26 protein-coding genes are annotated in these 23,588 nt (G+C 38.4%); 2 read left to right on the top strand and 24 right to left on the bottom strand.

Annotated features, from left to right (window positions below):
• Positions 1-99 precede the first annotated feature (99 nt).
• A complete protein-coding gene (locus tag ACSLUO_RS13820; RefSeq protein WP_448249321.1) occupies positions 100-900 on the top strand; it encodes a choice-of-anchor H family protein in 801 nt (266 codons plus the stop codon).
• Between the two features lie 126 nt (positions 901-1,026).
• Here ACSLUO_RS13820 and ACSLUO_RS13815 read toward each other — a convergent pair whose 3' ends face one another.
• From ACSLUO_RS13815 to ACSLUO_RS13725, 19 genes are all read right to left on the bottom strand, one after another.
• Positions 1,027-2,259: a class I SAM-dependent methyltransferase gene (locus tag ACSLUO_RS13815; protein WP_448249319.1), complete on the bottom strand. Its 1,233-nt coding sequence runs from the start codon at positions 2,257-2,259 to the stop codon at positions 1,027-1,029.
• 29 nt (positions 2,260-2,288) lie between these two features.
• The gene (locus ACSLUO_RS13810) at positions 2,289-3,122 is read right to left on the bottom strand and encodes a DUF1365 domain-containing protein (RefSeq protein ID WP_448249317.1); all 834 of its coding nucleotides are present in this window, start codon (positions 3,120-3,122) and stop codon (positions 2,289-2,291) included.
• Complete coding sequence (locus ACSLUO_RS13805) at positions 3,110-4,378, bottom strand: NAD(P)/FAD-dependent oxidoreductase (protein WP_448249316.1); 1,269 nt, start codon at positions 4,376-4,378, stop codon at positions 3,110-3,112. Before ACSLUO_RS13805 ends, ACSLUO_RS13810 begins: the two co-directional genes overlap by 13 nt.
• Complete coding sequence (locus ACSLUO_RS13800; protein ID WP_448249314.1) at positions 4,378-5,103, bottom strand: SDR family NAD(P)-dependent oxidoreductase; 726 nt, start codon at positions 5,101-5,103, stop codon at positions 4,378-4,380. Before ACSLUO_RS13800 ends, ACSLUO_RS13805 begins: the two co-directional genes overlap by 1 nt.
• Positions 5,100-5,567 carry a nuclear transport factor 2 family protein gene (locus ACSLUO_RS13795; RefSeq protein ID WP_448249313.1) on the bottom strand — a complete coding sequence of 156 codons (468 nt, stop codon included), beginning with the start codon at positions 5,565-5,567 and terminating at the stop codon, positions 5,100-5,102. Before ACSLUO_RS13795 ends, ACSLUO_RS13800 begins: the two co-directional genes overlap by 4 nt.
• A 52-nt stretch (positions 5,568-5,619) precedes the next feature.
• Positions 5,620-7,047: a deoxyribodipyrimidine photo-lyase gene (gene phrB / locus ACSLUO_RS13790; protein WP_448249311.1), complete on the bottom strand. Its 1,428-nt coding sequence runs from the start codon at positions 7,045-7,047 to the stop codon at positions 5,620-5,622.
• A complete protein-coding gene (locus ACSLUO_RS13785) occupies positions 7,044-7,988 on the bottom strand; it encodes a YbgA family protein (RefSeq protein ID WP_448249310.1) in 945 nt (314 codons plus the stop codon). The genes phrB and ACSLUO_RS13785 overlap by 4 nt, the downstream gene beginning before the upstream one ends.
• Before the next feature lie 79 nt (positions 7,989-8,067).
• A complete protein-coding gene (locus tag ACSLUO_RS13780; protein WP_448249309.1) occupies positions 8,068-8,754 on the bottom strand; it encodes a ChrR family anti-sigma-E factor in 687 nt (228 codons plus the stop codon).
• The gene (locus tag ACSLUO_RS13775; protein ID WP_448249307.1) at positions 8,747-9,385 is read right to left on the bottom strand and encodes a sigma-70 family RNA polymerase sigma factor; all 639 of its coding nucleotides are present in this window, start codon (positions 9,383-9,385) and stop codon (positions 8,747-8,749) included. Before ACSLUO_RS13775 ends, ACSLUO_RS13780 begins: the two co-directional genes overlap by 8 nt.
• Positions 9,386-9,441: 56 nt before the next feature.
• Positions 9,442-10,035: an LON peptidase substrate-binding domain-containing protein gene (locus ACSLUO_RS13770; RefSeq protein WP_448249305.1), complete on the bottom strand. Its 594-nt coding sequence runs from the start codon at positions 10,033-10,035 to the stop codon at positions 9,442-9,444.
• Positions 10,036-10,094: 59 nt separating this feature from the next.
• Positions 10,095-11,228, bottom strand: coding sequence for a flagellar biosynthesis protein FlhB (gene flhB, locus ACSLUO_RS13765; RefSeq protein ID WP_448249304.1), 1,134 nt, complete (start codon positions 11,226-11,228; stop codon positions 10,095-10,097).
• Entirely contained in the window at positions 11,228-12,010 is a 783-nt protein-coding gene (gene fliR / locus ACSLUO_RS13760; RefSeq protein WP_448249302.1) for a flagellar biosynthetic protein FliR, read from the bottom strand. Before fliR ends, flhB begins: the two co-directional genes overlap by 1 nt.
• Entirely contained in the window at positions 12,010-12,279 is a 270-nt protein-coding gene (fliQ, locus tag ACSLUO_RS13755) for a flagellar biosynthesis protein FliQ (protein WP_448249300.1), read from the bottom strand. Before fliQ ends, fliR begins: the two co-directional genes overlap by 1 nt.
• Before the next feature lie 2 nt (positions 12,280-12,281).
• Positions 12,282-12,959 (bottom strand): flagellar type III secretion system pore protein FliP, encoded by a 678-nt coding sequence (gene fliP, locus ACSLUO_RS13750; RefSeq protein ID WP_448249351.1) that lies wholly within the window; start codon positions 12,957-12,959, stop codon positions 12,282-12,284.
• 80 nt (positions 12,960-13,039) lie between these two features.
• Positions 13,040-13,453, bottom strand: a complete 414-nt coding sequence (gene fliO / locus ACSLUO_RS13745) for a flagellar biosynthetic protein FliO (RefSeq protein WP_448249298.1) — start codon at positions 13,451-13,453, stop codon at positions 13,040-13,042.
• Between the two features lie 37 nt (positions 13,454-13,490).
• Complete coding sequence (gene fliN, locus ACSLUO_RS13740) at positions 13,491-13,892, bottom strand: flagellar motor switch protein FliN (RefSeq protein ID WP_448249296.1); 402 nt, start codon at positions 13,890-13,892, stop codon at positions 13,491-13,493.
• A gap of 14 nt (positions 13,893-13,906) precedes the next feature.
• Complete coding sequence (gene fliM / locus ACSLUO_RS13735) at positions 13,907-14,974, bottom strand: flagellar motor switch protein FliM (protein ID WP_448249295.1); 1,068 nt, start codon at positions 14,972-14,974, stop codon at positions 13,907-13,909.
• 39 nt (positions 14,975-15,013) lie between these two features.
• The gene (fliL, locus tag ACSLUO_RS13730; RefSeq protein ID WP_448249293.1) at positions 15,014-15,553 is read right to left on the bottom strand and encodes a flagellar basal body-associated protein FliL; all 540 of its coding nucleotides are present in this window, start codon (positions 15,551-15,553) and stop codon (positions 15,014-15,016) included.
• 91 nt (positions 15,554-15,644) lie between these two features.
• Positions 15,645-17,744 (bottom strand): flagellar hook-length control protein FliK, encoded by a 2,100-nt coding sequence (locus ACSLUO_RS13725; RefSeq protein ID WP_448249292.1) that lies wholly within the window; start codon positions 17,742-17,744, stop codon positions 15,645-15,647.
• Positions 17,745-17,891: 147 nt separating this feature from the next.
• On the opposite strand from ACSLUO_RS13725, the gene ACSLUO_RS13720 reads away from it, so the two are divergent.
• A complete protein-coding gene (locus tag ACSLUO_RS13720; protein ID WP_448249290.1) occupies positions 17,892-18,050 on the top strand; it encodes a hypothetical protein in 159 nt (52 codons plus the stop codon).
• A gap of 83 nt (positions 18,051-18,133) precedes the next feature.
• Here ACSLUO_RS13720 and fliJ read toward each other — a convergent pair whose 3' ends face one another.
• The 5 genes from fliJ to fliF all read right to left on the bottom strand — a co-directional run bounded on the left by fliJ (position 18,134) and on the right by fliF (position 23,567).
• A complete protein-coding gene (gene fliJ, locus ACSLUO_RS13715; protein WP_448249288.1) occupies positions 18,134-18,580 on the bottom strand; it encodes a flagellar export protein FliJ in 447 nt (148 codons plus the stop codon).
• Between the two features lie 33 nt (positions 18,581-18,613).
• Positions 18,614-19,969 carry a flagellar protein export ATPase FliI gene (gene fliI / locus ACSLUO_RS13710; RefSeq protein WP_448249286.1) on the bottom strand — a complete coding sequence of 452 codons (1,356 nt, stop codon included), beginning with the start codon at positions 19,967-19,969 and terminating at the stop codon, positions 18,614-18,616.
• A gap of 14 nt (positions 19,970-19,983) precedes the next feature.
• Complete coding sequence (gene fliH, locus ACSLUO_RS13705; RefSeq protein WP_448249284.1) at positions 19,984-20,751, bottom strand: flagellar assembly protein FliH; 768 nt, start codon at positions 20,749-20,751, stop codon at positions 19,984-19,986.
• A gap of 82 nt (positions 20,752-20,833) precedes the next feature.
• Positions 20,834-21,883: a flagellar motor switch protein FliG gene (fliG, locus tag ACSLUO_RS13700; RefSeq protein WP_448249282.1), complete on the bottom strand. Its 1,050-nt coding sequence runs from the start codon at positions 21,881-21,883 to the stop codon at positions 20,834-20,836.
• Positions 21,876-23,567, bottom strand: a complete 1,692-nt coding sequence (fliF, locus tag ACSLUO_RS13695; RefSeq protein WP_448249349.1) for a flagellar basal-body MS-ring/collar protein FliF — start codon at positions 23,565-23,567, stop codon at positions 21,876-21,878. The genes fliG and fliF overlap by 8 nt, the downstream gene beginning before the upstream one ends.
• Positions 23,568-23,588 lie beyond the last annotated feature (21 nt).

Here is a 23,588-nt window from a genome sequence, read left to right as displayed (position 1 = left end):
CCTGATGACAGATAACAGTTTTTATCACGTTCAGCTTACATTCATTTTAACTTGTGTTTAATAGCCTTAATTCAACAAGATATCAGGTAAGGATCTATTATGAATTATCGTCATATTATTAAAAACACCTTATGGTTAACTTTGATTTTCTCATTAACTGGTCAGGCTGAAGAAATTTCAAGTAAAGCCAATACCAGTTCAATTACCGGAATAGCATCAAGTATCGACAGTCAAAAGGCTCTCAAACAGCTTAAGCAAACGGCAACATTGCAAAGTCAGCTACAAGCCATTAGTACCGGTGAATTAAATAGCAGTAACACAGAAACTATCATTAGCAATACCAGTAATAAAAAACGCAACCTAGCACAAGGGTTATTACAACTTAATCATTATGATTATGGTTTTTCTATTTACCAAGCACAAACCCGCTTAATTGATGACTATGATGCCGATGGCTATTACCAAACCTTTAGCATTAGTTTTGACGCAGATCTAATAAGCTACACATATTTTGAGCGAGCAGATGTTTATGCTGAACTTTATTTAAGTTTTAATGGCGGGCCGTGGCAACACTATTTAACCACCGATATTTTTACCCTATACGGTGAAAGTAGCGACGATGAATACAGTATTCATACACGATTAAACCAAGGCTATGTCAGTGGCGAGTATGATGTTTTAATTGTTCTATACGAAGTTGGCTATGATGATATTGTTGCGAGTTATAGTGCTGACGATGATGCCGCCTTAATTGCATTACCATTAGAAAGTGATGAATATGATGAGGTTTATGTAGAAACAAGCCATACCGATATTCATTATCATGGCGGTAGTACAAGTTTAATCATGTTAGCATTATTAGCGTTAATACTAACTTTCCGCCTAAAGTTTAAGTTTTAAAGTTTTATGCTTAAATAGCATATCCCGTTGATAAATTAAAATAAGTTAACCTAAACTCGGATTAACTTACATTTGTTAATAATAAAGCGAACAACCAAGGGCTGAGAATAAATATCTGCCCTTGGTTTATTTACGAGCAATTAAATGTACGGTACTGATTGAACGTTCTAAAAATGCCCCTTCACAATAAGCAAAATAATAGAGCCATAAACGTTTAAATTGCTCATCAAACCCTAATGTTTTTAATTCCGGCCAAGCTTGATTAAACTGGTTTCGCCAATCAGCTAAGGTTCTTGCGTAGTCTAAGCCAATATCATGCAACTCTTCCATCACCATATCGGTTTGTTGATTAAGCTTGTCGGTCATTAAATTGATAGATGGTAAAAAACCACCAGGAAAAATATAGCGCTGAATAAAATCAACATTATTACGGTAATATTCGAAACGTTGATCAGCAATGGTGATGGCTTGTAATAGCATTTTACCGCCTGGCTTTAATCGCGCATTACATTGGTTAAAAAAGCTATTCATGTATTGATAGCCAACCGCTTCGATCATTTCAATAGAAACTAATTTATCAAACTGTCCCGTTAAATTACGGTAATCTTCTTTTAACAAGGTTATTTGTTGCGTAAGCCCTAGTTGCTCAATGCGTGATTTCGCGTATTGATATTGTTCTTCTGATATTGTGGTTGTGGTAACTTTACAACCATAATGTTGCGCCGCATAAATAGCGAGGCCACCCCAGCCAGTACCTATTTCTAATAAGTGATCACTTGCTTTTAAATTTAAGCGCTGACAAATCAACTCAAGTTTGTGTAATTGCGCTTGCGCTAAACTCGAAGATTTTGACGGATAGATCGCCGCTGAATAAACCATTTCAGGATCTAGAAAGCGCTTGTAAAGTTCATTACCTAAATCATAGTGAGCGAGAATATTCTTTTTCGCCCCTTTATGGCTATTACGATTAACGTAATGGAATAGTGAATGTTTAACCTTATTAAACCAACTGCTTTTCGCTTCAATTTTATCGGTTAAATTTTGTGCTTTTGCAAAAATACGGATAATTTTAGTTAAATCTGGTGAACTCCAACGTTTATCAATATAACCTTCAGCAACACCAATACTGCCGCCTTGAATAAAGTCTCGATAAATTTTAGCGTCATGAATGATTATTTGACCATGTAAGCGCTCTTGTTGATGGCTTGGCTGACAAAGGCCAAATTTGGTGATTTGGCCATTTTCAACCACTTCTAAAGTATCTTCTAAACGTTCAAAAACAGAAAAAACTAACTGCCGACAACGCTTATCAAACCAAGACAGCTTAAATTCTTGTTCAAAGTTAGCGATGTTTTCCATAATTTCTCCTAAATAAGCGAGAGTAATTTCTACGCTTTATCTTTTTTAATGTAAGGTACAAAAGGTATGCGCTTGTAAAAAAGCTTTAACGCCTGCCAATAAATACCAGCAAATATTTTTAATGTCATTGCCGGTAAAGACAACCAAACGCGCATTAAATTACCAGCGGTAAATGCTTGTTTTTGCATTTGTAACGTCGCATCAAAACGCTTAGTTTGAGCCGCGTTGTTATCACGATTTTCAATGTGCACAACTAAGTTGTTTTTGCTTGCTGCTATCGGTTTAATCGTCCAGTGATATGACATATTCATGTCCATAAAAGGCGAAACATGAAAAGCCTTTTCTGTTATCAATGCATCTGTTGTTAATAAATCCACTAAGTAATAATGTTGTTCATTCCATGGCGTATTACTCACTTCCGCTAACATATACTGACATTGATCATCTTGGTTATAACAAAAGTAAAAGTTAGCTGGGCTAAAGTACACGCCCAAACACCTTGCTTGCACTAGCATCACAACCCGCTGACCTTGCCAATTTCCGTGCAATTGACTGACTTTATTTTTTATACGACGCTTTAGGGCAATAAGATCATCAGCTGGTGATTTTTTTTCTAAGATAGGCGTTTTATTTTTAATATAATCATTGGCAACAAATCGAATAACATTAAACCAAGCAAAGCCAAACAACTTACTCGGAGAGGGTGTTGTTATCAATTCGTCAGGATCTATCGCTAACATATAAAGCCGATAATTAAAGCTGTGTTTTTTGGGTAAAAAGCGGCGATGACGCACTTGTCCGGCATAAATTTGGCTATGAATAAATGGCGATTTAGGCAAAGTCATTAATTTTACAACTGACACATAAAGCGTTTACCCACATCAACAGCACTTCTGACACCATCTTCATGAAAGCCGTTATACCAATAAGCGCCGGCAAAATGGGTATGCTGCTGGCCACAAATCTCAGCGCGCCTTTGTTGGGCTGCAAAAGAAGCCAGTGAAAATACCGGATGTGCATACTGGAACTTACGTAATATTTTATCTTTCGCGATTTGTTCATTTTGATTCAAGGTAACACAAAATGTTGGCGCATCTGTTAAACCTTGTAATATATTCATGTTGTAAGTAACACTCGCCGAACGCTCACGATCATCACTTAATTGATAATTCCAACTTGCCCAAGCTTTTTTTCTTTTGGGTAAAAGTGAAATATCTGTATGAAGTACAACATCATTTAGACTATAAGGCATGGCAGATAAAATCGCTTGTTCTTGCACTGTCGCATCCGCTAATAGCGCTAACGCTTGATCTGAATGACAAGCAAAAACAACTTCATCAAATTCTTCAATGGTTGGAGCATTTGCGTCACTAGCGTTAAAGTAGAGCTGCACTTTGTTATTTTCACGCGTGACTTTTTCAATATCGCTATTAAGCTTAATATTTTGTTCAAAACGCTTAATTAACGGCTGAATATAACTACGTGAACCATTCGGAATGACATACCACTGCGGCCTATCGGTTATATTTAATAATCCATGATGGTGAAAAAAACGGACAAAAAATTGAAATTGAAAAGCTTGCATTTGACTTAATGAACTAGACCATATAGCCGCTCCCATCGGCAAAATATAATGCTCAGCAAAAAAATCAGAAAAGCCCTGTTGTTTGAGAAAATCTCCCAAGGTTAGGTTTTCACTAAAATCATTATCGGCAAAGGCTTGTTTACACACTTTGTTAAAACGTACTATTTCACTGATCAGCCGCCAAAAGTTGGGCCTGAAAATATTACGACGTTGTGCAAATAAAGTATCTAAATTATGACCGTTATATTCAAGCCCTGTTTGACAATTCTGTACTGAAAAGCTCATTTCGGTTGGCTGTTTTTCAACACCAATCTGGGCTAATAACTTTAAAAAATTTGGATAGGTTTTATCATTAAAAACAATAAAGCCAGTATCTAATTGATACGATGTTTGATGGTAATCAATGTCAACCGTGGCAGTGTGGCCACCAATATAATCATTTTTCTCAAAAACCGTTACTTTGTGTTTTTGAGATAATAAATAAGCAGAAGTTAAGCCTGAAATTCCCGAGCCAATTATTGCAATATTTTTCATTAATAACCGCCTTTAAAAAACAATTTTTGCCAGATAACATCAGGTAATAAACGCATAAACATTAATAAACAATAAAAACGTTTAGGAAATATTACGGTTTTACTTCTTTGTTTTATACCTTGATAGATACGTTTTGCTGCATCGGCACTTGTTAATAAAAATGGCATTGAAAAGTCATTTTTATCGGTTAACGGCGTTTTAATAAAACCAGGTTGTACCAAGGTAACATCAATATTTTCAGCTTTAAGATCAAACCTTAAAGTATTCGCTAAATAATTAATACCGGCTTTAGAAGCGCCATAAGCATGAGCTTTCGGAAATGGCATTGTTGTTACCATAGAACTGATAAAAACAAGCTGACCGCCGCGGCTAAGCTTATTAACAAAAGCCGAAATTAAATAACCTGCAGCAATTAAATTAACCTTAATGACACGCTCAAATAACTCACTGTTAAAGTTTTTTACCTCATCAATATATTCACAATCGCCGGCATTTAAGATCAAAATATCAATTGTGTTATGACAACGTATCGCAGCATTATTAACCTGTTCTGCCTTAGTTATGTCAAAAATCAAGGTTTCAATATTGTCATATTTTTCAGTCAACTCGCTGAGCTTTTCTTTATTACGGCCACAAGCAATAACTTTGTAGCTATTTTGCGCATAATAATGAGCAAGCGCTAAACCAAGACCTGAGGTTGCCCCAGTGATCATTACGGTTTTCATTGGCTTGCCCGAGCTTTAATAGCTTTGATCACTTTGCCAACCAGAGGTATTTGTTCGTACAGCATAGCCCCTAGATCCACATAATCTCTGTGATAAATCACCTTACCATCCAACATCTTGATCAAAGAGCTGCCTTGTACATAAACGGTATTATTTGCATTTAATTTTTTGTGTTGATAACTCATCGTCCAATAAATAGCCGCTTTATTGTTATCCAGTAAAACGTCATCAATATCAAAACGACAAAATAATAAATTTTGATATAAATGCTCAAAATAATGCGTTAAATCAGTGATCCCTTCAATTTGTTGAATCGGATCAATAAAAGTGATCTTGCGATGATAAATATCATTTAATGTAGCCAGGTTATCTCGGTTTAATTGTTGATAAACTGAGACAAAATTCGCTAACCAAAGCGGCTGATTTGTTAACGCATTATTTTCAATTTGATCTACTTGCGTCATAATTTATGTGCCTCACGTATGCTTAATTAACCCAGTTACCCTATTGCCGGAATTAGCTATAACTTTTATAAAAGTCGAGTGCTTGCAACCTTGCTGTTTTATGTTCAACAATTTCTGGCCAATATCCCGTTAACTGATGTTTCTGCATATATTGATGCGGAAAATGGATCTCTTTATTCGGAATATCTTTGAGCTCTGGTAAATACTTACGTATGAAGTCGCCATTTGGATCAAAACGTTGGCTTTGTGTTATCGGATTAAAAACACGAAAATAAGGTTGAGCATCACAACCTGTGCCCGCTGACCATTGCCAGCCACCATTGTTAGCAGCTAAATCACCATCAATCAATTTTGACATAAAATAAGCCTCACCTAAGCGCCAATCGACTAATAAATGTTTTGTTAAAAACGAGGCGACTATCATTCTCAAACGATTATGCATCCAGCCAGTCTGATTAAGCTGTCGCATGGCTGCATCAACAATCGGATAGCCGGTTTTCCCTTGCTGCCAAGCCGTTAAATGCGCTAACGAATTAGGCCAAGGTAACTGGTTGTATTTATCGTTAAAGTTTTTACCTTGGCAAAGTTTAGGAAAATGGAACAACAAATGACGATAAAATTCCCGCCAAATTAACTCATTTAACCAAGCAAATTCCGCTTCTGGCGATTTAGCTAAAATATCCGGGTATCGGTGTAATAACAAAATTAATAAATACCGTGGGCTGATCGCACCAATATTTAAATAAGCCGACAAACCAGACGTTCCTTTAATACTTGGAATATCTCGATGCTGCTGATAGTCACAGATTTTTTCAGATAAAAACTGAGGAAAAACCGCTTGTTCCACCTGCTCAGCTAATGGCCAAGGTGCTGAATCAGTTAATGAATAATCTGTAAAAGTGCTATGGTCAATATTATCGGTGATCGTTTCACTGCTTTTTAGGTACGTTTGTAAATGATTTTTAGGAATGTAGTCAAAACCATGGAGCTTGACATAATTTAACCAAGCATTTTTAAACGGTGTAAAAACCTTAAACATTTCACCTGATTTATTAAGCACTTTACCTTTAGGAATAATAACATCCGCTTCAAATAAGGTTAAATTTAAGCCTTTATCAAGCAGAGTAGCATCACGCTTTTGTTCGTTCAGCTCAACTTCGCTATTGGCGAACACCTGAAAATTTAGTGCTTTTTGGCTTGGCTGATTTGATTGTTGCTTAGCGTAATCGACAAACCAAGTAATTTGCTCATTAAAATCGCTAACTTCTTCAACTAACAAATCGATACCATAAGCCAATAATGCCGATTTTAAATAAGCAACATGGCGCAGCATTAAATCAACTTTAATAGGTGCAAGTTGATGTTCAGCCCATTGTTTTGGTGTTGCTAAAAAAACCGCTTTTTTACAACCGTGTTCAAGGGCTGAGACAAAAGCGGGATTATCGTGTAAACGTAAGTCGTTTCTAAACCAGAGGATCAATAGCCATACCTCAATTTTAACTGCGCTGGATATGGGTCAAGATAAGTTTGTTGCGATAAATATGCCAACGGGTAAACCAATAAATAATGCTTAATTAAAGTTAATGGAACCACCAAAGGAACTAGGCCTTGGCGATAATTATGAATTTGTTGGGCTAACTCTTGTTTCTCATTTGCTGATAATTTTTTAGAAAAATAGCCCTGTAAATGCTGTAAAGTATTGGCATGTTTCTTACGAGTGGCTTTAATTTTTAACGCCCCCATTAAACCATAAATATAGGCTTTAGCCATTTCATCTAAAGGGATATCAGCACTAGCCAGTAACCGGCCTAAATACTTATAAGCCACTAAATCATGGGTCATTACCGCATACTTATAACGACTATGAAATTGTATAAGTTTATGCTTTGTTAAGCCTGATTTTTCCATATCTTGCCATGCTTTATAGGCGAATACTCGAGCAACAAAATTTTCACGAATAATAGCATCGTTTAACCGACCACTTTCTTCACAAGGTAATAATGGATTGGCTTTCATGATTTCATTAGCAAACACGCCAATGCCATCAGAAGTGGCACTTTTACCATCGGCCGAGTAAACTTTTACTCGCTCCATGCCACAACTTGGACTTTTGGCGCAAAAAATATAACCACTAAATGTATTCGCCAGTTTAGCAACTCGCTTGCCGTATTCAGCTAAAGCCTCAGTAACATCGCCACTACCATCAGGACGGGAAACCGAAATAAGTTCATCTTTTTTAATTTGTCTAATAGTCGCTCTAGGTACTGGTAAGCCAATCGCTACTTCGGGACAAAAAGCACGATATTGCACGTGCTTACCTAATTCATTAACACAAAAGTTCGAGGTTTTAGAACCGGCATCAAAACGTACCTTCTCTCCAACCAAACAAGCGCTGATACCAATATTTATAGCTTTAGACATAACGATTACCCTGCTAAATGTTAACTGTACTATTCATTACGTTAGCAAAAACCAGTTAGATCACTTTTAAACCAAAAAATTAATAAATAAAACTACCAATCGGATTTAACAGCTTATTAATGCCTTTGGTAAAATGCAGAGAATCGCTGACCACGGTGTAACATAAACAACCGGTTTCTGTTACTGGGCTATGCAGGTGTTGACCATCTAATAAAATAAAGTCTCCAGCTTGATAAGTCCCCATTTCATCGTGAAATTCACCTTCTAATAACAAGGTTAATTCATAACCATTATGAGTATGATCTGGAATTTTCCCCTGTGGTGCTATTTGCAATAAGCTGGTATGAATTTCACCTTCGCCCAAATTAACCCGTGCTCGGGTTAATTTACCCAAATTTAACCAATTACCTAACGGCATATTGTGTAATGGTTTGGGCAATAAATACTCTTTATTTTTTATCTTGATGATTTTTTCAGAGCTAACATCCATTTCAACAATACTTTCGTCACGAGTAATTTCAGCTAACATGCTGTCAAAATCGATATCAGCTAACTCGGCTTCATCATATTCTTCCAACGGCATTGCACTAACATCATCAGTAACGTCAAAGGAATGATTGGCTAGTTGATTGGTTTTTTCAGCGATTATTTGTTTACAACTAATGCACATATCCGCATGAATAGCGACGGCTGCAGCAATTGAAGCAGGTAACTCACCACAAACAAAAGCAGTTAATAAATCGTCTTTAGGGTGATGTTTAATCATGATCTTCTCCAATTTGTAACTTTAATTTAGCTAACGCTAAACGTAACCTGGATTTCACAGTCCCTATTGGTAAATCTAAGTGTTCTGCTAATTGTTCTTGCGACATTTCTAAAAAATAATAACCTTTAACAACCTGTTGTTGGTTTTCAGGTAATGTTTCAACATAACGAGCTAATTGACTATCTTCAAGGTGATCGGAAAAGTCCTGCTCTTCCACCTGTTGGCTTTCCACCAAAGGCCAAATGTCATCACTCAAATTATCTTCTTTTTTACTTTGAATTTTTCTTAACATATCAAAAGTAACATTACGCATTACTGTATATACCCAAGTGGTAGGAGCGCCTTTATCTGCCGAATATAAATGGGCTTTTCGCCAAACATTCGACATCGTTTCTTGTACCACATCAGCAGCTTGCGCTGGATTAGCAAACTTTTGGCTAGCAATACGTTGTATTTTCGGAGCAAAAAAGCGAAACAACAGAGTAAAAGCTGCTTTATCTCTTTTTTCAGCTACCGCTAACAGCCACTCGGTTAATTCAGCTAAATTATTATCTGAATTATTATCCGGTATTGGTGGTGGTTTTATCTTGTCTTTCATTTCTGACAATGAATTCATCTCAAGTTGAGGCATCAGTATTCCTAAACTAAACCAATTAGCTAGTTATACGCTAGTGATTTATTAATAGATCACTTATCTTTTATTTCAATCGATAAAATATCACAGATAAATTGGAGTGCTTGCTCGAAAGTATCGGGCGCTAAAAAGTGTTGTTTGTCATTAAAAGTAACTGGCAATAGCTCTAACCAACGACGACAAACCCAAAACGGATCTTGAAAAAAGCTTTGTTGATATACCTGTTCATAAGCAGGATTACGAGTAAAGTACGTCTGTAATTGCGCTGATAATTGCTTTATTACTCCATCAATTGATACTTGCTCCAGCGCTGTTTTTTGCCGATCTGGCCAATGTGGTTTAGGACTAATATCTGCAATTAACAATTGCTCAGCATTCAATTGAGTGGCCGCTAAATTCACTAAAGATCGGCATTTAACATCTATCACTAAAACCCCATCATCTGGGAGCGTAAAATCGATAATATCAACCCAACTTGCCCAGTTAGGTGCAGGCTGATGCTTATCAGCCGCATTGTAATAAATAGCAAAGCCATTAGTTTTATTTATATCTCGCACCATATTCAAATAACGCTGTTCAAAAATGCGCAAACGGGTAATACCATCAGGTAATAAAAAGATAGGTAACGGAAATAAGGGTAATTTCATAACTTAACATTCAAAACGGACTTATATCGCTATACGTAACAGCCGCTAAAAATGTTCAGTTAATATCGATAATCGTCAGGAATTGGTAAATTCTTAGCCACAGGGGTTGGTCGTTTGGCTTTACCTTTACGGTGAAGGTCTAATTGATAAATGAAGGCAAGAACTTGAGCAACAGCTGCAAACAGCTCTTCCGGTATTTCTTCATTAACTTCGGTGGTGTAATAAATAGAACGAGCTAACGCGGGTGAAGCAATAATTTCCACACCATGCTCTTTAGCGATCGTTCGAATATGAATCGCCATTTCATCCACCCCTTTCGCAATCAGCATAGGAGCGCCCCCTACTTCAGCATCATATTTAAGAGCAATGGAATAATGAGTTGGGTTGGTGATCACTACATCAGCATTAGGTACTTCGGCCATCATGCGACGCTGCGACATTTCATATTGTGTTCGTCTAATTCGCCCTTTTACCTCAGGATTACCCTCGGTATTTTTCATTTCGTCTTTGACCTCTTGTTTGGTCATTTTTAACTGCCGGGTATGATTCCAAGTTTGATAAGGTGCATCAACAACCGCAATAATAATTAATGACAAAGTCAGTACTAAAAACATCCACAGCAACATTTCAACCGCATTCTCAAAATTATTAGGAATGGTGATCATGCTAAGTGCAAGGATATCTTCAAATAACGTGGTTAATAAAATAGTAGCAACAATAAAGACCACAAAAAATTTAAGAATAGATTTAATAAATTCGACAGCAGCCTGAACACCAAACATCCGTTTAAAGCCAGCAATCGGTGACATTTTACTTAATTTTGGTGCCATGGCTTCAGCAGAAAAGCTCATACCGCCAAGTAAGGTATTGCCAATAAAAGCCGCTAAGGCAATAATAAAAAATAACCAAAGCAGTGGTACGGTAACTTCGCTGATGGCGCCAGCAACATTACCAAATAACGCATTAACATCCATAATTTCATTACGTTGCGGACTAAACAAACGTTTCATGATATTCGCTAAAGCATCAACCAATGCGCTACCAACAAGAAACATACCAGACGCACTCCCCACTAAAACAAACATGGTACCCAGTTCTTTCGAACGTGCTATTTGCCCTTTTTTTCGGGCATCCGCTAATTTCTTAGCGGTGGGTTCTTCGGTGCGTTCGCCGCCGCTCTCACTTTCTGCCATTATGCCGCCTGACAATCAATGAGGTAACAGGTAAATTCTAGTGCCCGCTGCCATTGTAATTCAAAGTGAAGAAAGAAATTTCCCATGGTTAGCCACATAATTAACAAACCAGCACACATGGTAATTGGGAAACCTATTGCAAAAATATTCAGCTGCGGTGCTGCTCGGGTCATGATGCCAAATGAAAAGTTAATTAATAACATTGCCGTTAAAGGTGCTATCGCTAACGATAATGCGGTAGCAAACATCCATCGCCCCCATTCAGCAAGCTCTTTAAATTTAACCACTTCAAAATCTTGTAAAGGAATGGGCAAGGTATGAAAGCTAGTAACAACAAATTGTAAAAACGCTAAATGGCCGTCCATTGTCCAAAACAATAAGGTTGATAAGATCAGAAAAAACTGACCAACTGCCGGTACATTCATACCACTAGCAGGGTCCACTAACGAGGCAAAACCAAGACCGGTTTGCATGGCAATAATTTGTCCTGCAAGGGTAAAAGTATTAAGCACCATAACCGTGACAAAACCTATCATCACGCCAATAAAAGTTTGCTCGGCGACCAATAAAAAGGTTTGAAACGAAAATAAAGTGGTAACGTTAGCGGGTGGAATCGCCGGCATAACCGCAATCGTTAATGCCACACATAAAAAGATTTTGATTTTATTCGGAATAGTTTTTGAGCCAAGCCCAATCATGGCCATGATCAAAGCAGATATACGACTTAACGGCAGCAGAAAATCAGCCAGATATTGATTAATAACTGACTCAGTAAACTCCATTAGCTGACCACACTCGGTATGCTACCAATTAAGGTAATAGTGTAATCCATTAATTTTTGTACTAGCCAGTGACCACCAAACACTAAGGCTAAAATAGTTACCACTAAGCGAGGTAAAAAGCTTAATGTTTGCTCATTAATAGACGTTGCCGCTTGGAATACCGCCACCACTAAACCAACTAATAAACTTGGAATAATAACAGCACACACCAAAACAATAACTAATAATAACGCATCTTGTAAAATATCAACAAAGACTTCCGGGCCCATACCTAACCTCCGAGGCCATAACTTGTTGCGATGGTCCCGATCACCAAATTCCAACCATCTACTAAAACAAACAACATAAGTTTAAACGGTAATGACACTATCATCGGCGATAACATCATCATACCCATTGCCATTAGAATACTGGCCACCACTAAATCAATGATCAAAAAAGGGATAAACAAAATAAATCCAATTTGAAAAGCCGTTTTTAATTCACTAATAATGAAAGAGGGAATAATCACCGTCATCGGTAAATCGGCAGGTTCATCAACTGAATCGATACCCGCCATTTGTGCCAAAGTAGACAAATCTTTTAGCCGTGTTTGCTCTAACATAAATGCTTTCAACGGCTCTTTACCAATGTTTATCGCCTCAACAGAGGTCATCTGCTCTGCTAAATACGGTTGAATGGCTGTTTCATTAATTTTGTCATAAACCGGCGTCATAATAAAAATGGTCATAAACAAGGTTAAACCTATGATCACTTGATTAGACGGTGTTTGTTGCAAACCAAAGGCTTGTCTTAAAATCGCCATCACCACCACAATGCGGGTAAATGATGTCATCATAATAACCGCCGCTGGAATAAAGCTCAGCGCGGTCATAAAAATTAAAATTTGTAACGTAACCGAATATTCTTGTGAGCCATCAGGGTTAGTTGACAAAGTTAACGCAGACATTGACAAAGGATCGGCTGCCCAACTGAAATTAGTAAAGCCTAAAAATAATAGTGAGATAAAGCCAATAAGCGTAAATTTCTTCATGATTGTTTTTTTAATAGTTTTTGAATAGATTCAGCAAATTGCTGATTAACCGGGGCTTTCACTTCAAGTGGTTCGGCTAGCGTATCTAAGACATTGATTTGATTAGCCGTTACTCCCAGTAGTAATTGCTTGTCACCCACTTGTACAACAACTAATTTTTCTTTAGTGCTTAAGTGTAAGCTAGTAACAATTTTAATGCCGTCACTTTGAGTATTGGTTAAATTGAATTTTTTTAATATATAAGCACCAATAACAATCAGGGCTAACACCATTAACAAGGATAAGATCATGCTGGCAGCGTCCATATTGCCCGCAACATGTTTGCCAACTTCAGGCGTACCAGTGGCTGTTTCAGCCCAAGCCGGCATCATTACCATCAGCAACAGTAATAAACTACCGACTTTTTTCATTTGACTTCCTTCATAATTAACAAGTTAAGCGGTTAACTTACTTAAGCTTTTTAATACGTTCAACTTGGCTAATAACATCGGTTAAACGAATACCAAACTTGTCGTTCACAACAACAACCTCACCGTGAGCAATTAAAGTACCGTTAACCAAAACATCTAAAGCCTCACCAGCCACACGATCTAATTCCACTACGGAACCTTGGTTTAATTGTAATAAATTACGAATACTAATTTTACTGCGGCCCACTTCCATTGAAATGGTGACAGGAATATCTAAAATAGTATCGAGTTTACGTTTCTCTTCACCACTAATTGGTGAATCTTGCTCTAATTCATCAAGTTCAACCGCTTCGGCATTAGCTTCTTCGGATTCGGCAGCTGCTTGCTCATCCATTGCTTCTGCCCACATATCTAGGCCGTCTTCATTCTCATCGCTCATCGCATTTGCCTCTTTTAATACTCTAAATCGTCTTCTAATAGATGCAGTTCTGCATCGCTGTCCAGTCGTTTACCACCTTTAGTTAAAATGGTTAATTCAGATTTCACCGATTCTGGACGTTTAATTTTTTCTTGGATCTTAAGCGCTAAGTTTTCACGACTTCGGCCTAACTTCGCTCGGTAAGTGGGTAAATCTTCAATTAATACGGTGATATGATTTGGCATTTCAATTGGGATAATATCGCCAGCTTTTAAATTCATCACTTCTTGTAAGCTGATATCAACTTCCAAAAATTTGGTTGATAGCTCAACAGGGACATCCATGATCTCATCACGTAATGCTTTTGACCAACGCATATCCGTATCTTCTTTATCACTTTGCACACCAGCATCAAGCAATTCACGAATTGGCTCTAACATTGAATACGGTAATGCAACATGGAAATCGCCACCACCACCATCAAGTTCAATATGAAAAGAACTGATCACCACCACTTCAGTTGGGCTAACAATATTCGCCATTGATGGGTTAACTTCTGAATCTAAATATTCAAAAGACACGTCCATTACCGGTGACCACGCTTCTTTGTAATCTTCAAAAATTAGCTTTAATAACATTTGAATAATACGACGTTCGGTTGGCGTAAACTCTCGGCCTTCAATTTTGGCATGATAACGACCGTCACCACCAAAAAAGTTATCTACCAAAATAAACACTAAACGTGCTTCCATAGTAATTAACGCCGTTCCTTTTAAGGGGCGAAAACGCACCATGTTTAAACTAGTTGGGACAAATAAAGTATGTACGTATTCACCGAACTTAATCATCTGAATACCATTAATTGATACTTCAGCCGTACGGCGCATCATGTTAAATAGGCTGATCCGCATATGACGAGCAAAACGTTCGTTGACCATTTCCAAAGTCGGCATGCGACCCCGAACAATTCGGTCTTGAGAAGAAAAATCAAAGTCACTCGTGCCTTCGGCATTAGCATAGTCTTCAACTATCTCTTCTTCTTCAACGTCATCAACACCGTGTAATAGCGCATCAATTTCGTCTTGTGATAATAAGTCACTCACACACGTTCACTCTTTTTTATGAAATCAATTGTAATGCCATTACTGCATTACAAACCCTGTAAATAATACTTGCTCAACAATATTCTTACCGGAAATATCTTTCATAATTTTTTGTACTTCCACTAAGGTTAATTGCTTTAATGACGTTTTACCGGCACTTGTTGCTAAATCATCGGCATTGGCTTGAGAAAACACATTTAAAATCGTGCTTTCAATTAATGGCACATGTTTTTTCGCTTCTTCTTCATTATCACTACCACGTACTAATAATTGCACACGAATTTCCACAAACCGATCCCGTGCAGCCCCTGGCACATTAAAACGAAATGGCCGAGGCATTGGCACGTATAAAGCACTTCCTGTTTCTGCTGCTCCTGAAGATGATGATGCTCCATCTTCGCTTGGCTCACTAGAGTCTAGTGCTGCCGCCATCTCGGCTTCTGAGACATCAGAGTCGCCACCTAAAAAGAAAAATGCACCAGCACCACCTAAAGCTAAAACAACGACAGCTGCAATAATGATAATAAGCTTTTTTTTGCCTTTACCTTTATCTAATTCTAAGTCATTTTCTTCAGCCATTTTAAATCCTTATTATCATTTAAAGCACAATTAGTTAAACTATATCCTTGATACGCTATCAAGCCAATACACGAAACCAAGTTTTATTAACTTATGCGTAGAAATCTACTCCTACTGCTGAACCTTTAGCCAACGTGGTTGTAATTACGCCATCATCAACCATGTTTTGCGGGTTTAAGCCACCAGCAGACTCACCTCGTTGCTCTTGCTCGGTAAATTCGCCTTGCTGCTGATTTTGCTGTTCAACATTTGCTTCACCAACATCAACACCAGACTCATTTAGCATCTCTCGTAATTTACCCATGTGCTGCTCTAATGCTTCTTTTGCTTGTGGGTTTTGTACCACAAAATTTACCGTTGCCGCATCACCTTGTAAATTCACTCTTACTTGGACATTACCTAATTCCGGCGGATCAAGTTTAATATCAACCTGCTGTAGTTTTTGATTGATCATGACAAGCACTTTATCTTTGACAGAATCAACAAAATCTTTGCGGTGAATATGAATAGTTTCCGCTAATTGAATTTGATTATTTTTTACTTGCTGAACATTATCGGCAACATGTTTATTTGTGATAGCTTCCAGCTGGGCAGCATTTGATGTTTCATTAATCGAATAACTGCTTGTGGAAGTTTCTCGATATAAACCAAATTGCTGAGCAGATTTAACCGTATTCGCCAGCATACTTTGCTCAGTTTTATCAAATAAAAGTTCACTTTCAGCAATTCGAACTTCTGGTTTAACTGGCGATTTATCATCGTTATTCAAGCCTTCAATTGCGGCTGTTTTAGCTTGTGCAGCATGAAGCGCTTTTTTTGTCTCTTGTGATTGGGTTGTAGTCGCATTTGTTGCTGTCGCCACGACTTGACTAATTACCGCTTTATTTTCTTCTGATGAGGTGATGTTTAGTTCCTGCTCAGTTATTTGCTCAGCACTCCCTTTAACATCGTTATGTTTAGCTGCAGTAAACTCACCACTGTTGACTGTGTTATTAACCACCTTAGTCTGTGGAATATTTTTATCACTGCTGTTTTTGTCATTACTACGATTATCGCTACTGATTTTATCACCGACCATAGCCGCTAGTTTTTCTTGCGCTGATAGCTCTGCTTCGCTGTCATTTTTCATTTGCTCGACAGACTTTGCTACTGCAGCTATGTGCGATGCCCCCTGTTCAGGATCTTGTGTTTTATTAACCTGTTTATTCGCCGTTGCGGTAACTTCTGCTACTTGCTTTTTATCGCCTGATGGCAAATCAATATTTATACTTTTTAACTCGCTTACTGTTTGCTCTGCTTGAATAACATCAGGCTTAAGTTTAAAACTTTCATCGCCAGTCTTTGATATTTTTACCTTAGCCTGGCTCTCATCATTTTTTGTTTGCTCCAGTGCCACCGACTTTTCAGAAACATTTTGAGGCTCACCCGTGATTTGTTTAGCTAATTCGTCGTTTGAGCTGATTGTTTTATTTGATGATTGATTAAGTGCTTGTTGAATTTGTTGTGATAACTCCGACAATTCTGTTGCTTTTTCTGAACCCTTTTTCACTTGCTGAGCACTTGCATCGTGTGCAGCATTGACAGTTTTTAGCTCTGTCTTTTCTTCATTGATGGCACTAGCGTCTACTTTCTCGGTTAATAACTTTTCTGAGGCGCTCAGCATAGTTAAAAAATCGATTGGACTTTCTGATTTCAGCTCAGCCTTTTTGACCTCGTTTTTATCGACTCCAGCTTCAGTCTGAGCACTATCATTTAGCGCTATAATTTCTGCCCCTACGCGAGCTTGCTTATTTAGCTGCTCTTGCGCTAATAATTCTGCTGCTGCCTCATCTTCTGTAGTTACTGACTCATTAGCTGATAGCTTAATGTTTTGCTCCGATGAGCTCGTTTCGGCTTTAGCTGCTTGTTGATTATTATCTGCATCTGTTTTTGACAGCTCTTTATCTTGGTCACTGATGACGTTATCTGGCTGATGTTTAGCATGAGCATTTTTTAACGAGCTATTATCTGCCTCAGCAGATTTTGCTTTTTCGGTAGGGGGTTTGCCGTTTTCTTCGGCGCTTACTTGCCGCTGGAACATTTTAGAAAATTCATGTTCTTGACCATTAACATCAGTTTCAAGCTGGCTGCTAGCCCCTTTTGATTCTGGTGATGATGTAATATCAAGTGAAAGTAAAGTAACTTGTGACATGGCAATTTCCAATTATAAAAACGTAAATGTGTTAATGCGCATTATTCTTCAATATTTATGAAGCAAAACATATTCCACATTGCTAGGGTCTGTTGATCTTTGTTTATATTTTCAGCAATAGGCTATTTTAAGTGATAGCAAAGCAGAATGAAGGTTGTTTGCTTATTCCCAATGCATGAATTCCAAACGAGTGAAATTCTAATGCAGCTAGCGCAGAAAATAGCCATTGCACTATGCACTATGCACTGTGGGCTGAGGCTAAAATCGCTTTACTCGGCGTTAAAAATTATTGGTTTAGATGACTAAACGACATAATTTCAGCCTTGATTAAAGCGCTTTTATCTCTCAGCTGAATTATTAAACAAAGATAAACAGACCCTAGACAATGATTAATAACTTCGGGTACGACGAATGTATTGCTGTGACGAAAATTCGTCATACATTTGTTGCTCAGCTCTATTTTCTTTAATTTTTTGCCGTTCAAGTTGCTTTTTTTGCAAAATTTCAACCGCTTGAACTTTTCTTCGTTGGGCAAACCAAGCTTGTTTTTTTTGCTCAACTAAGGCTTTTGATTGTTTTAACGCGATTTGCACTTGCTCATCTGCATAATCTAGCTTTGCAATAAATTTATGGTAATGATTATAGGTTGCACTATCGATACCAACCATGGAACGCTCACTTAAGCGCTTCATATATTCCAAACGAAATTCAGCAACACTTTGAATACGCGTAAGGTTTTGTTGGTATTCTAGTTCAGCATGCTGTAACGCTTGAGCAGCTTGTTTCTCTTTTTCATTTTCATAACGAAATAAAGTCGTAAGTTGACTAACCGACATAGTTATTCTCCGCTAAATGCCTTAACAATGTCATTATTGCGCCTGACTATTGGCGTGTGCTTGCGCAGCAGCGGTGATTTCTTGTAACTGCTCTAAGCTTTGCTGATAAGGAATAACTTCTTTCATTTTTTGCTGTAAAAAGAAGTTAATAACCGGCAATAAGCGAATGGCATGATCAATTCGAGGATCACTGCCTTGGCTGTATGCACCAATAGATATAAGGTCTTTATTTTGCTGATAAGTTGAATAACTTTGTTTCAACTGTCGAGCAAGGTCTTGATGCTCTGGTGAGGTTACCATTGGCATAACACGGCTAATAGATGCTTCAATATCAACCGCAGGATAATGGCCCGAATCAGCCAGCTCTCGTGATAATACAATATGGCCATCTAAAATCGCCCGAGATGCATCGGCAATTGGATCTTGTAAATCATCACCTTCTGTTAAGACGGTATAAAAAGCGGTGATTGAACCTTGACCATCACCACCGTTTCCAGCACGTTCAACGAGTTGAGGCAATTTCGAAAATACCGAAGGTGGATAGCCTTTTGTTGCTGGTGGTTCGCCCACAGCTAAAGCGATTTCACGCTGTGCTTGCGCATAACGGGTAATAGAGTCGAGCAGTAATAATACATTCAAACCTTGATCACGAAAATATTCACTGATGGTTACGGCAGTTTCACAACCTTTAAGACGCATCAAAGGAGAATTATCCGCAGGTGCTGCTACAACCACTGAACGCTTTCGTCCTTCTTCTCCTAGAATTTCTTCAATAAATTCTTTAACTTCTCGGCCACGCTCACCAACTAAGCCAACAACAATCACATCAGCATTTGTTCCTCGCGTCATCATGCCCATCAGCACACTTTTACCAACCCCAGAGCCGGCAAATAAGCCCATGCGCTGCCCTTGACCGACAGTAATAAAGCTATTTATTGAGCGCACCCCAACATCTAGCGGCTCGGTAATAGCTCTTCGCGCTAGCGGATTTAATGGTTTTGGCTCAAAAGGAACATCATCAGATTTTATTGGACCTAAGCCATCTAAGGGTTTACCCGTACCATTAATGACACGGCCTAATAATGCCATTGATAACGGTAATTTGACTTTTTGTGATAACGGTAAAACACGGGCACCAGGTGAAACCCCTTGTAAGCTTTCTTCTGGCATTAAAAAAGTACGATCTTGTGAGAAACCAATTACTTCAGCGATCAAGTCACCTTTGCTAGTTTCCACTAAACATTGGCTGCCAATATGGGCTTTAACACCAACAGCCTCAAGGGTTAAACCCACCACACGCACTAACCGGCCAGCAACAGAAACTTGGTGCGGATGGATAAATTGCTGGCAATTTAATAAACGAGCTTGTAAACGTTCAGTATCAAACATAGCGTTTTTTGGCGTTATTCTTGGTGTAATGAATCTTGCAAAAAGGAGTCCAACACTTCTTTTAATCGTGACTTTATGGTCAGATCAATATTTGAAGTGCTGTTTTCAATCTGGCAACTGCCCATATCAACATGCGGCGCTGGTAATAAACGCCAGCCATGTTCTTGAATATGGCTTTGACCAAACTGAGCTTCAACCATTTTGATATCGATTGGATTTAAATAAATTTGGGTTTTCGACTCTTGTAAAGGCAATGCTTTGATACCTTCACTGATGGCAGCTAAGAGAATATCCGGATTGGCTTTCGCTTCTTGTAAAGTCACCGCTTCCACCAACTGTACTAACAGAGTTAACAATTGTTGCTCTACATTGCCTTGAACTTTTTCGATAGGCTTATGTAAATCATCCACTAAACTTTGCCAATGCGTACTTAATTCTTCAATTTGCTTTTCGCCCTGCTCTAAGCCTTGAGTAAGTCCTTCAGCTTTACCGTCAGTAACCCCTTGTTCATGGCCTTGGCTTTTGCCTTCTTCATAACCTTTGGCAAAACCTTCTTCTTTGCCTTCACTAAAGCCTTCGTCAAATGCTGCTTGACGAATATTGTCAATGTCTTGCGCGGTTAATGGCGCTGGCTCTTCTTCTTCCTGTTCAGGCGGTTCAAAGCGCCAGTTATTTTTTAAACCAAATGCATTGGTACTGCCGTCATCAACCTCTTCTTCTTGGACATCAGGAATATGCCAAAGGTCTAACTCGTCTTCTGCTGTTGGTTTATTATTACTCATGTCACTACTCGTTAAATTCTTTTAGGGCTGCGGTATGCTTCAGGCTTCAGGTTTACCGCTTCTAGCTTCTAGCTAATTGTAGTTATAAGAACTCTTCACCACCGCCTGCGCCACCAAGCATAATTTCACCGGCATCAGACAATCGGCGTGCCACAGAAAGAATTTCTTTTTGTGCCGCTTCAACTTCACTAATACGTACCGGCCCCATAGCTTCAAGATCATCTGCCAGCATTTCAGCAGCACGTTTTGACATATTACTAAGAATTTTGTCTTTCAATGCATCGTCAGCACCTTTGATCGCTTTCATTAGTGCATCTTGTTGTACTTCACGTAAGATTGCCTGAATACCACGATCATCAACTTCCGCTAAGTTTTCAAAGACAAACATCAAGTCTTGAATTTGTTGACTCATTTCTTCATCGTGCTCACGAATAGAATCCATTAACATACCTTCAACATTGGTATCTAAATAGTTCATAATATCGGCAGCGGCTTTTAAGCCACCCATTTTCGCAGCTTGAGCACCAGCTTGACCAGCAAACTGTTTCTCCATGATTTCATTCAATTCTTGTAATGCTGCCGGTTGTACTTCTTCTAAGTTGGCAATACGCATCATTAAATCAAGACGTACTTTGTCTGCGAACTGACCTAAAATTTCAGCTGATTGCTCTGGATCTAAATACGAAAGTACAATGGTTTGAATTTGAGGATGCTCGTTGCGGATGATGTTGGCAACTTGTTTTGAGTCCATCCATTTTAATGAGTCCAAACCTTTAGCACCACTACCCATAACAATTTGGTCGATCAAATTACCGGCTTTATCTTCACCAAGTGCCGCCGTTAATGCTTTACGAACAAACTCTTCACTTTGGAAACCGATAGTTGAGAAGTTTTGGATTTCATTAATAAATAATTTATGAACCGCGGTAATTTTTTGTTGGGTAAAATCTTCCATGCCAGCCATGACAATACCCACTTGTTGAACCTGTTTAGGCTCTAAGTGTTTAAGAATTTGCGCAGCGTCTTCTTCCGACAAACTTAATAATAAAATTGCCGCTTTTTCTACACCGTCAAGTTTTTCAACATCAAACCCTGACTGAACTGGGGCTAGCTCTTGGCTTTCATCACTCATCTTCTGTCAACCAACTTTTTACTACTTGAGAGGATAATTCAGGTTCATTAGCAACTAATGCCCGAACGGCTTTTAATACATCTTCATCGCGATGTAAGTCTGGTAATTGTAGGCTACCATCTGGTGCAAAACCAACAGCTGCTTCATCAAATTCTGTTCTTAACATGTCCATGGTTTCGTCACCAAGGTCAACATGTGAATCCAGCGATTTTTCACCATAATCTGATGGTGTTTGCTCTGGATGTAATAAGCGTTTCAACATTGGACGAACCACAGCAAAGATCAAAACGATAATGATCAAACCACCCATCACTAATTTAACGGTTTTTAAGAACCAAGGCTTTTCATAGATAGGTAATTCTTCAACCGTATCAAACTCTGATTTAGAAAAAGGTAAAGTCACCACTTCTAAACTGTCACCACGTTGTAAGTCAAAGCCAATACTGCCTTGTAATAAACGACGAATATTCGCCAGCTCTTGCACTGAACGTGGTGTTGCTTCAGCTTTACCTTCTGCATTGGTTTGCTCGATATAATCTAACGCCACAGAAACACTGATCCGTCTAATAACGCCAGTTTGTTGTTTAGTATAGCTGATGGCTTCATCTAATTCGTAATTACGTGTTGTTTCACTGTGTTTGCGTGACGGCATAGCACGTTGCTGATCGCCACCTGTCGCATTTTCAGGAATATCTGATTCTAATGGCGGTTGATTAGTTAAGGCTCCAGGAATACCACCTAAACCACCACCAATAGAGCTGTCTTCCACTTTCATTTCACTACGTAAGGCAGGAAGATCAGGGTTATAACGGCGCTGAGTTTCTTCGGTATTGGTAAAATCCATACTAACATCAACTTGCGCAGTATAATTACCTAAACCAACCACAGGGATCAAAATAGTATCAATTTTGTCCATGTATTGTTTTTCGCGTTTTTGCTCTATTTCTAATTCTTTACGTGAACGTGATGACACGGAATTTTGTGAGCCAGAATTCAATAAGCGACCATTTTGATCGGTAACAGTGACACGATTAGGGGTTAAGCCTTGTACCGCAGAAGCGACAATATCAACAACAGAGTCAACTTCTTCTTCTGATAATAATCGATTACGTTGTAAGGTTAACACTATGGTAGCTGAAGGACTTTTTGCCTTACGAGCAAACACATTATCGCGGGGTATAGCTAATAATACACGCGCTTTTGACACTGATTGTAAATCTTCAATGGTACGAGCGAGTTGTTGCTCTCGGCCATGTTTTAATCGCTCACCTTCTAAGCGCTGACTAACACCAAAGCCCATATCTTGCATTAAGATGTCTGAGCCGGCGGTTGGTTCGTTGGTTAAACCTTCTCTGGCCATTAATAGCTTAACTTCAGAGTAATGATCAACCTGTACTGAAATCGTGTTATTTTCTTGAAGATAATCAACATTATTGGCGTCAAGAAAATCCATGGTCTTGATTAATTGTTCAGTCGGCAACTTAGTTAAAAAGCGATAATCCGGTTGATTAGCCCACATAATAACAAAGACAGCAATGGCTAAACAAATAGCTAACGCCATGATCAAGGTCACTTGACGTAACACATCAACATTACCCATAAAAGAAGAAAAACCTGATTTACGCTCTTCTACGGAGTCATTCGAATCTGAGGCAACAAGGTCGTTATTGTCGCTTGCCACCATGCCTGTTGTATTATCAGCCAC

The organism is Thalassotalea agariperforans (assembly GCF_053470345.1).
This window is presented reverse-complemented; position numbering and strand designations above follow the sequence as displayed.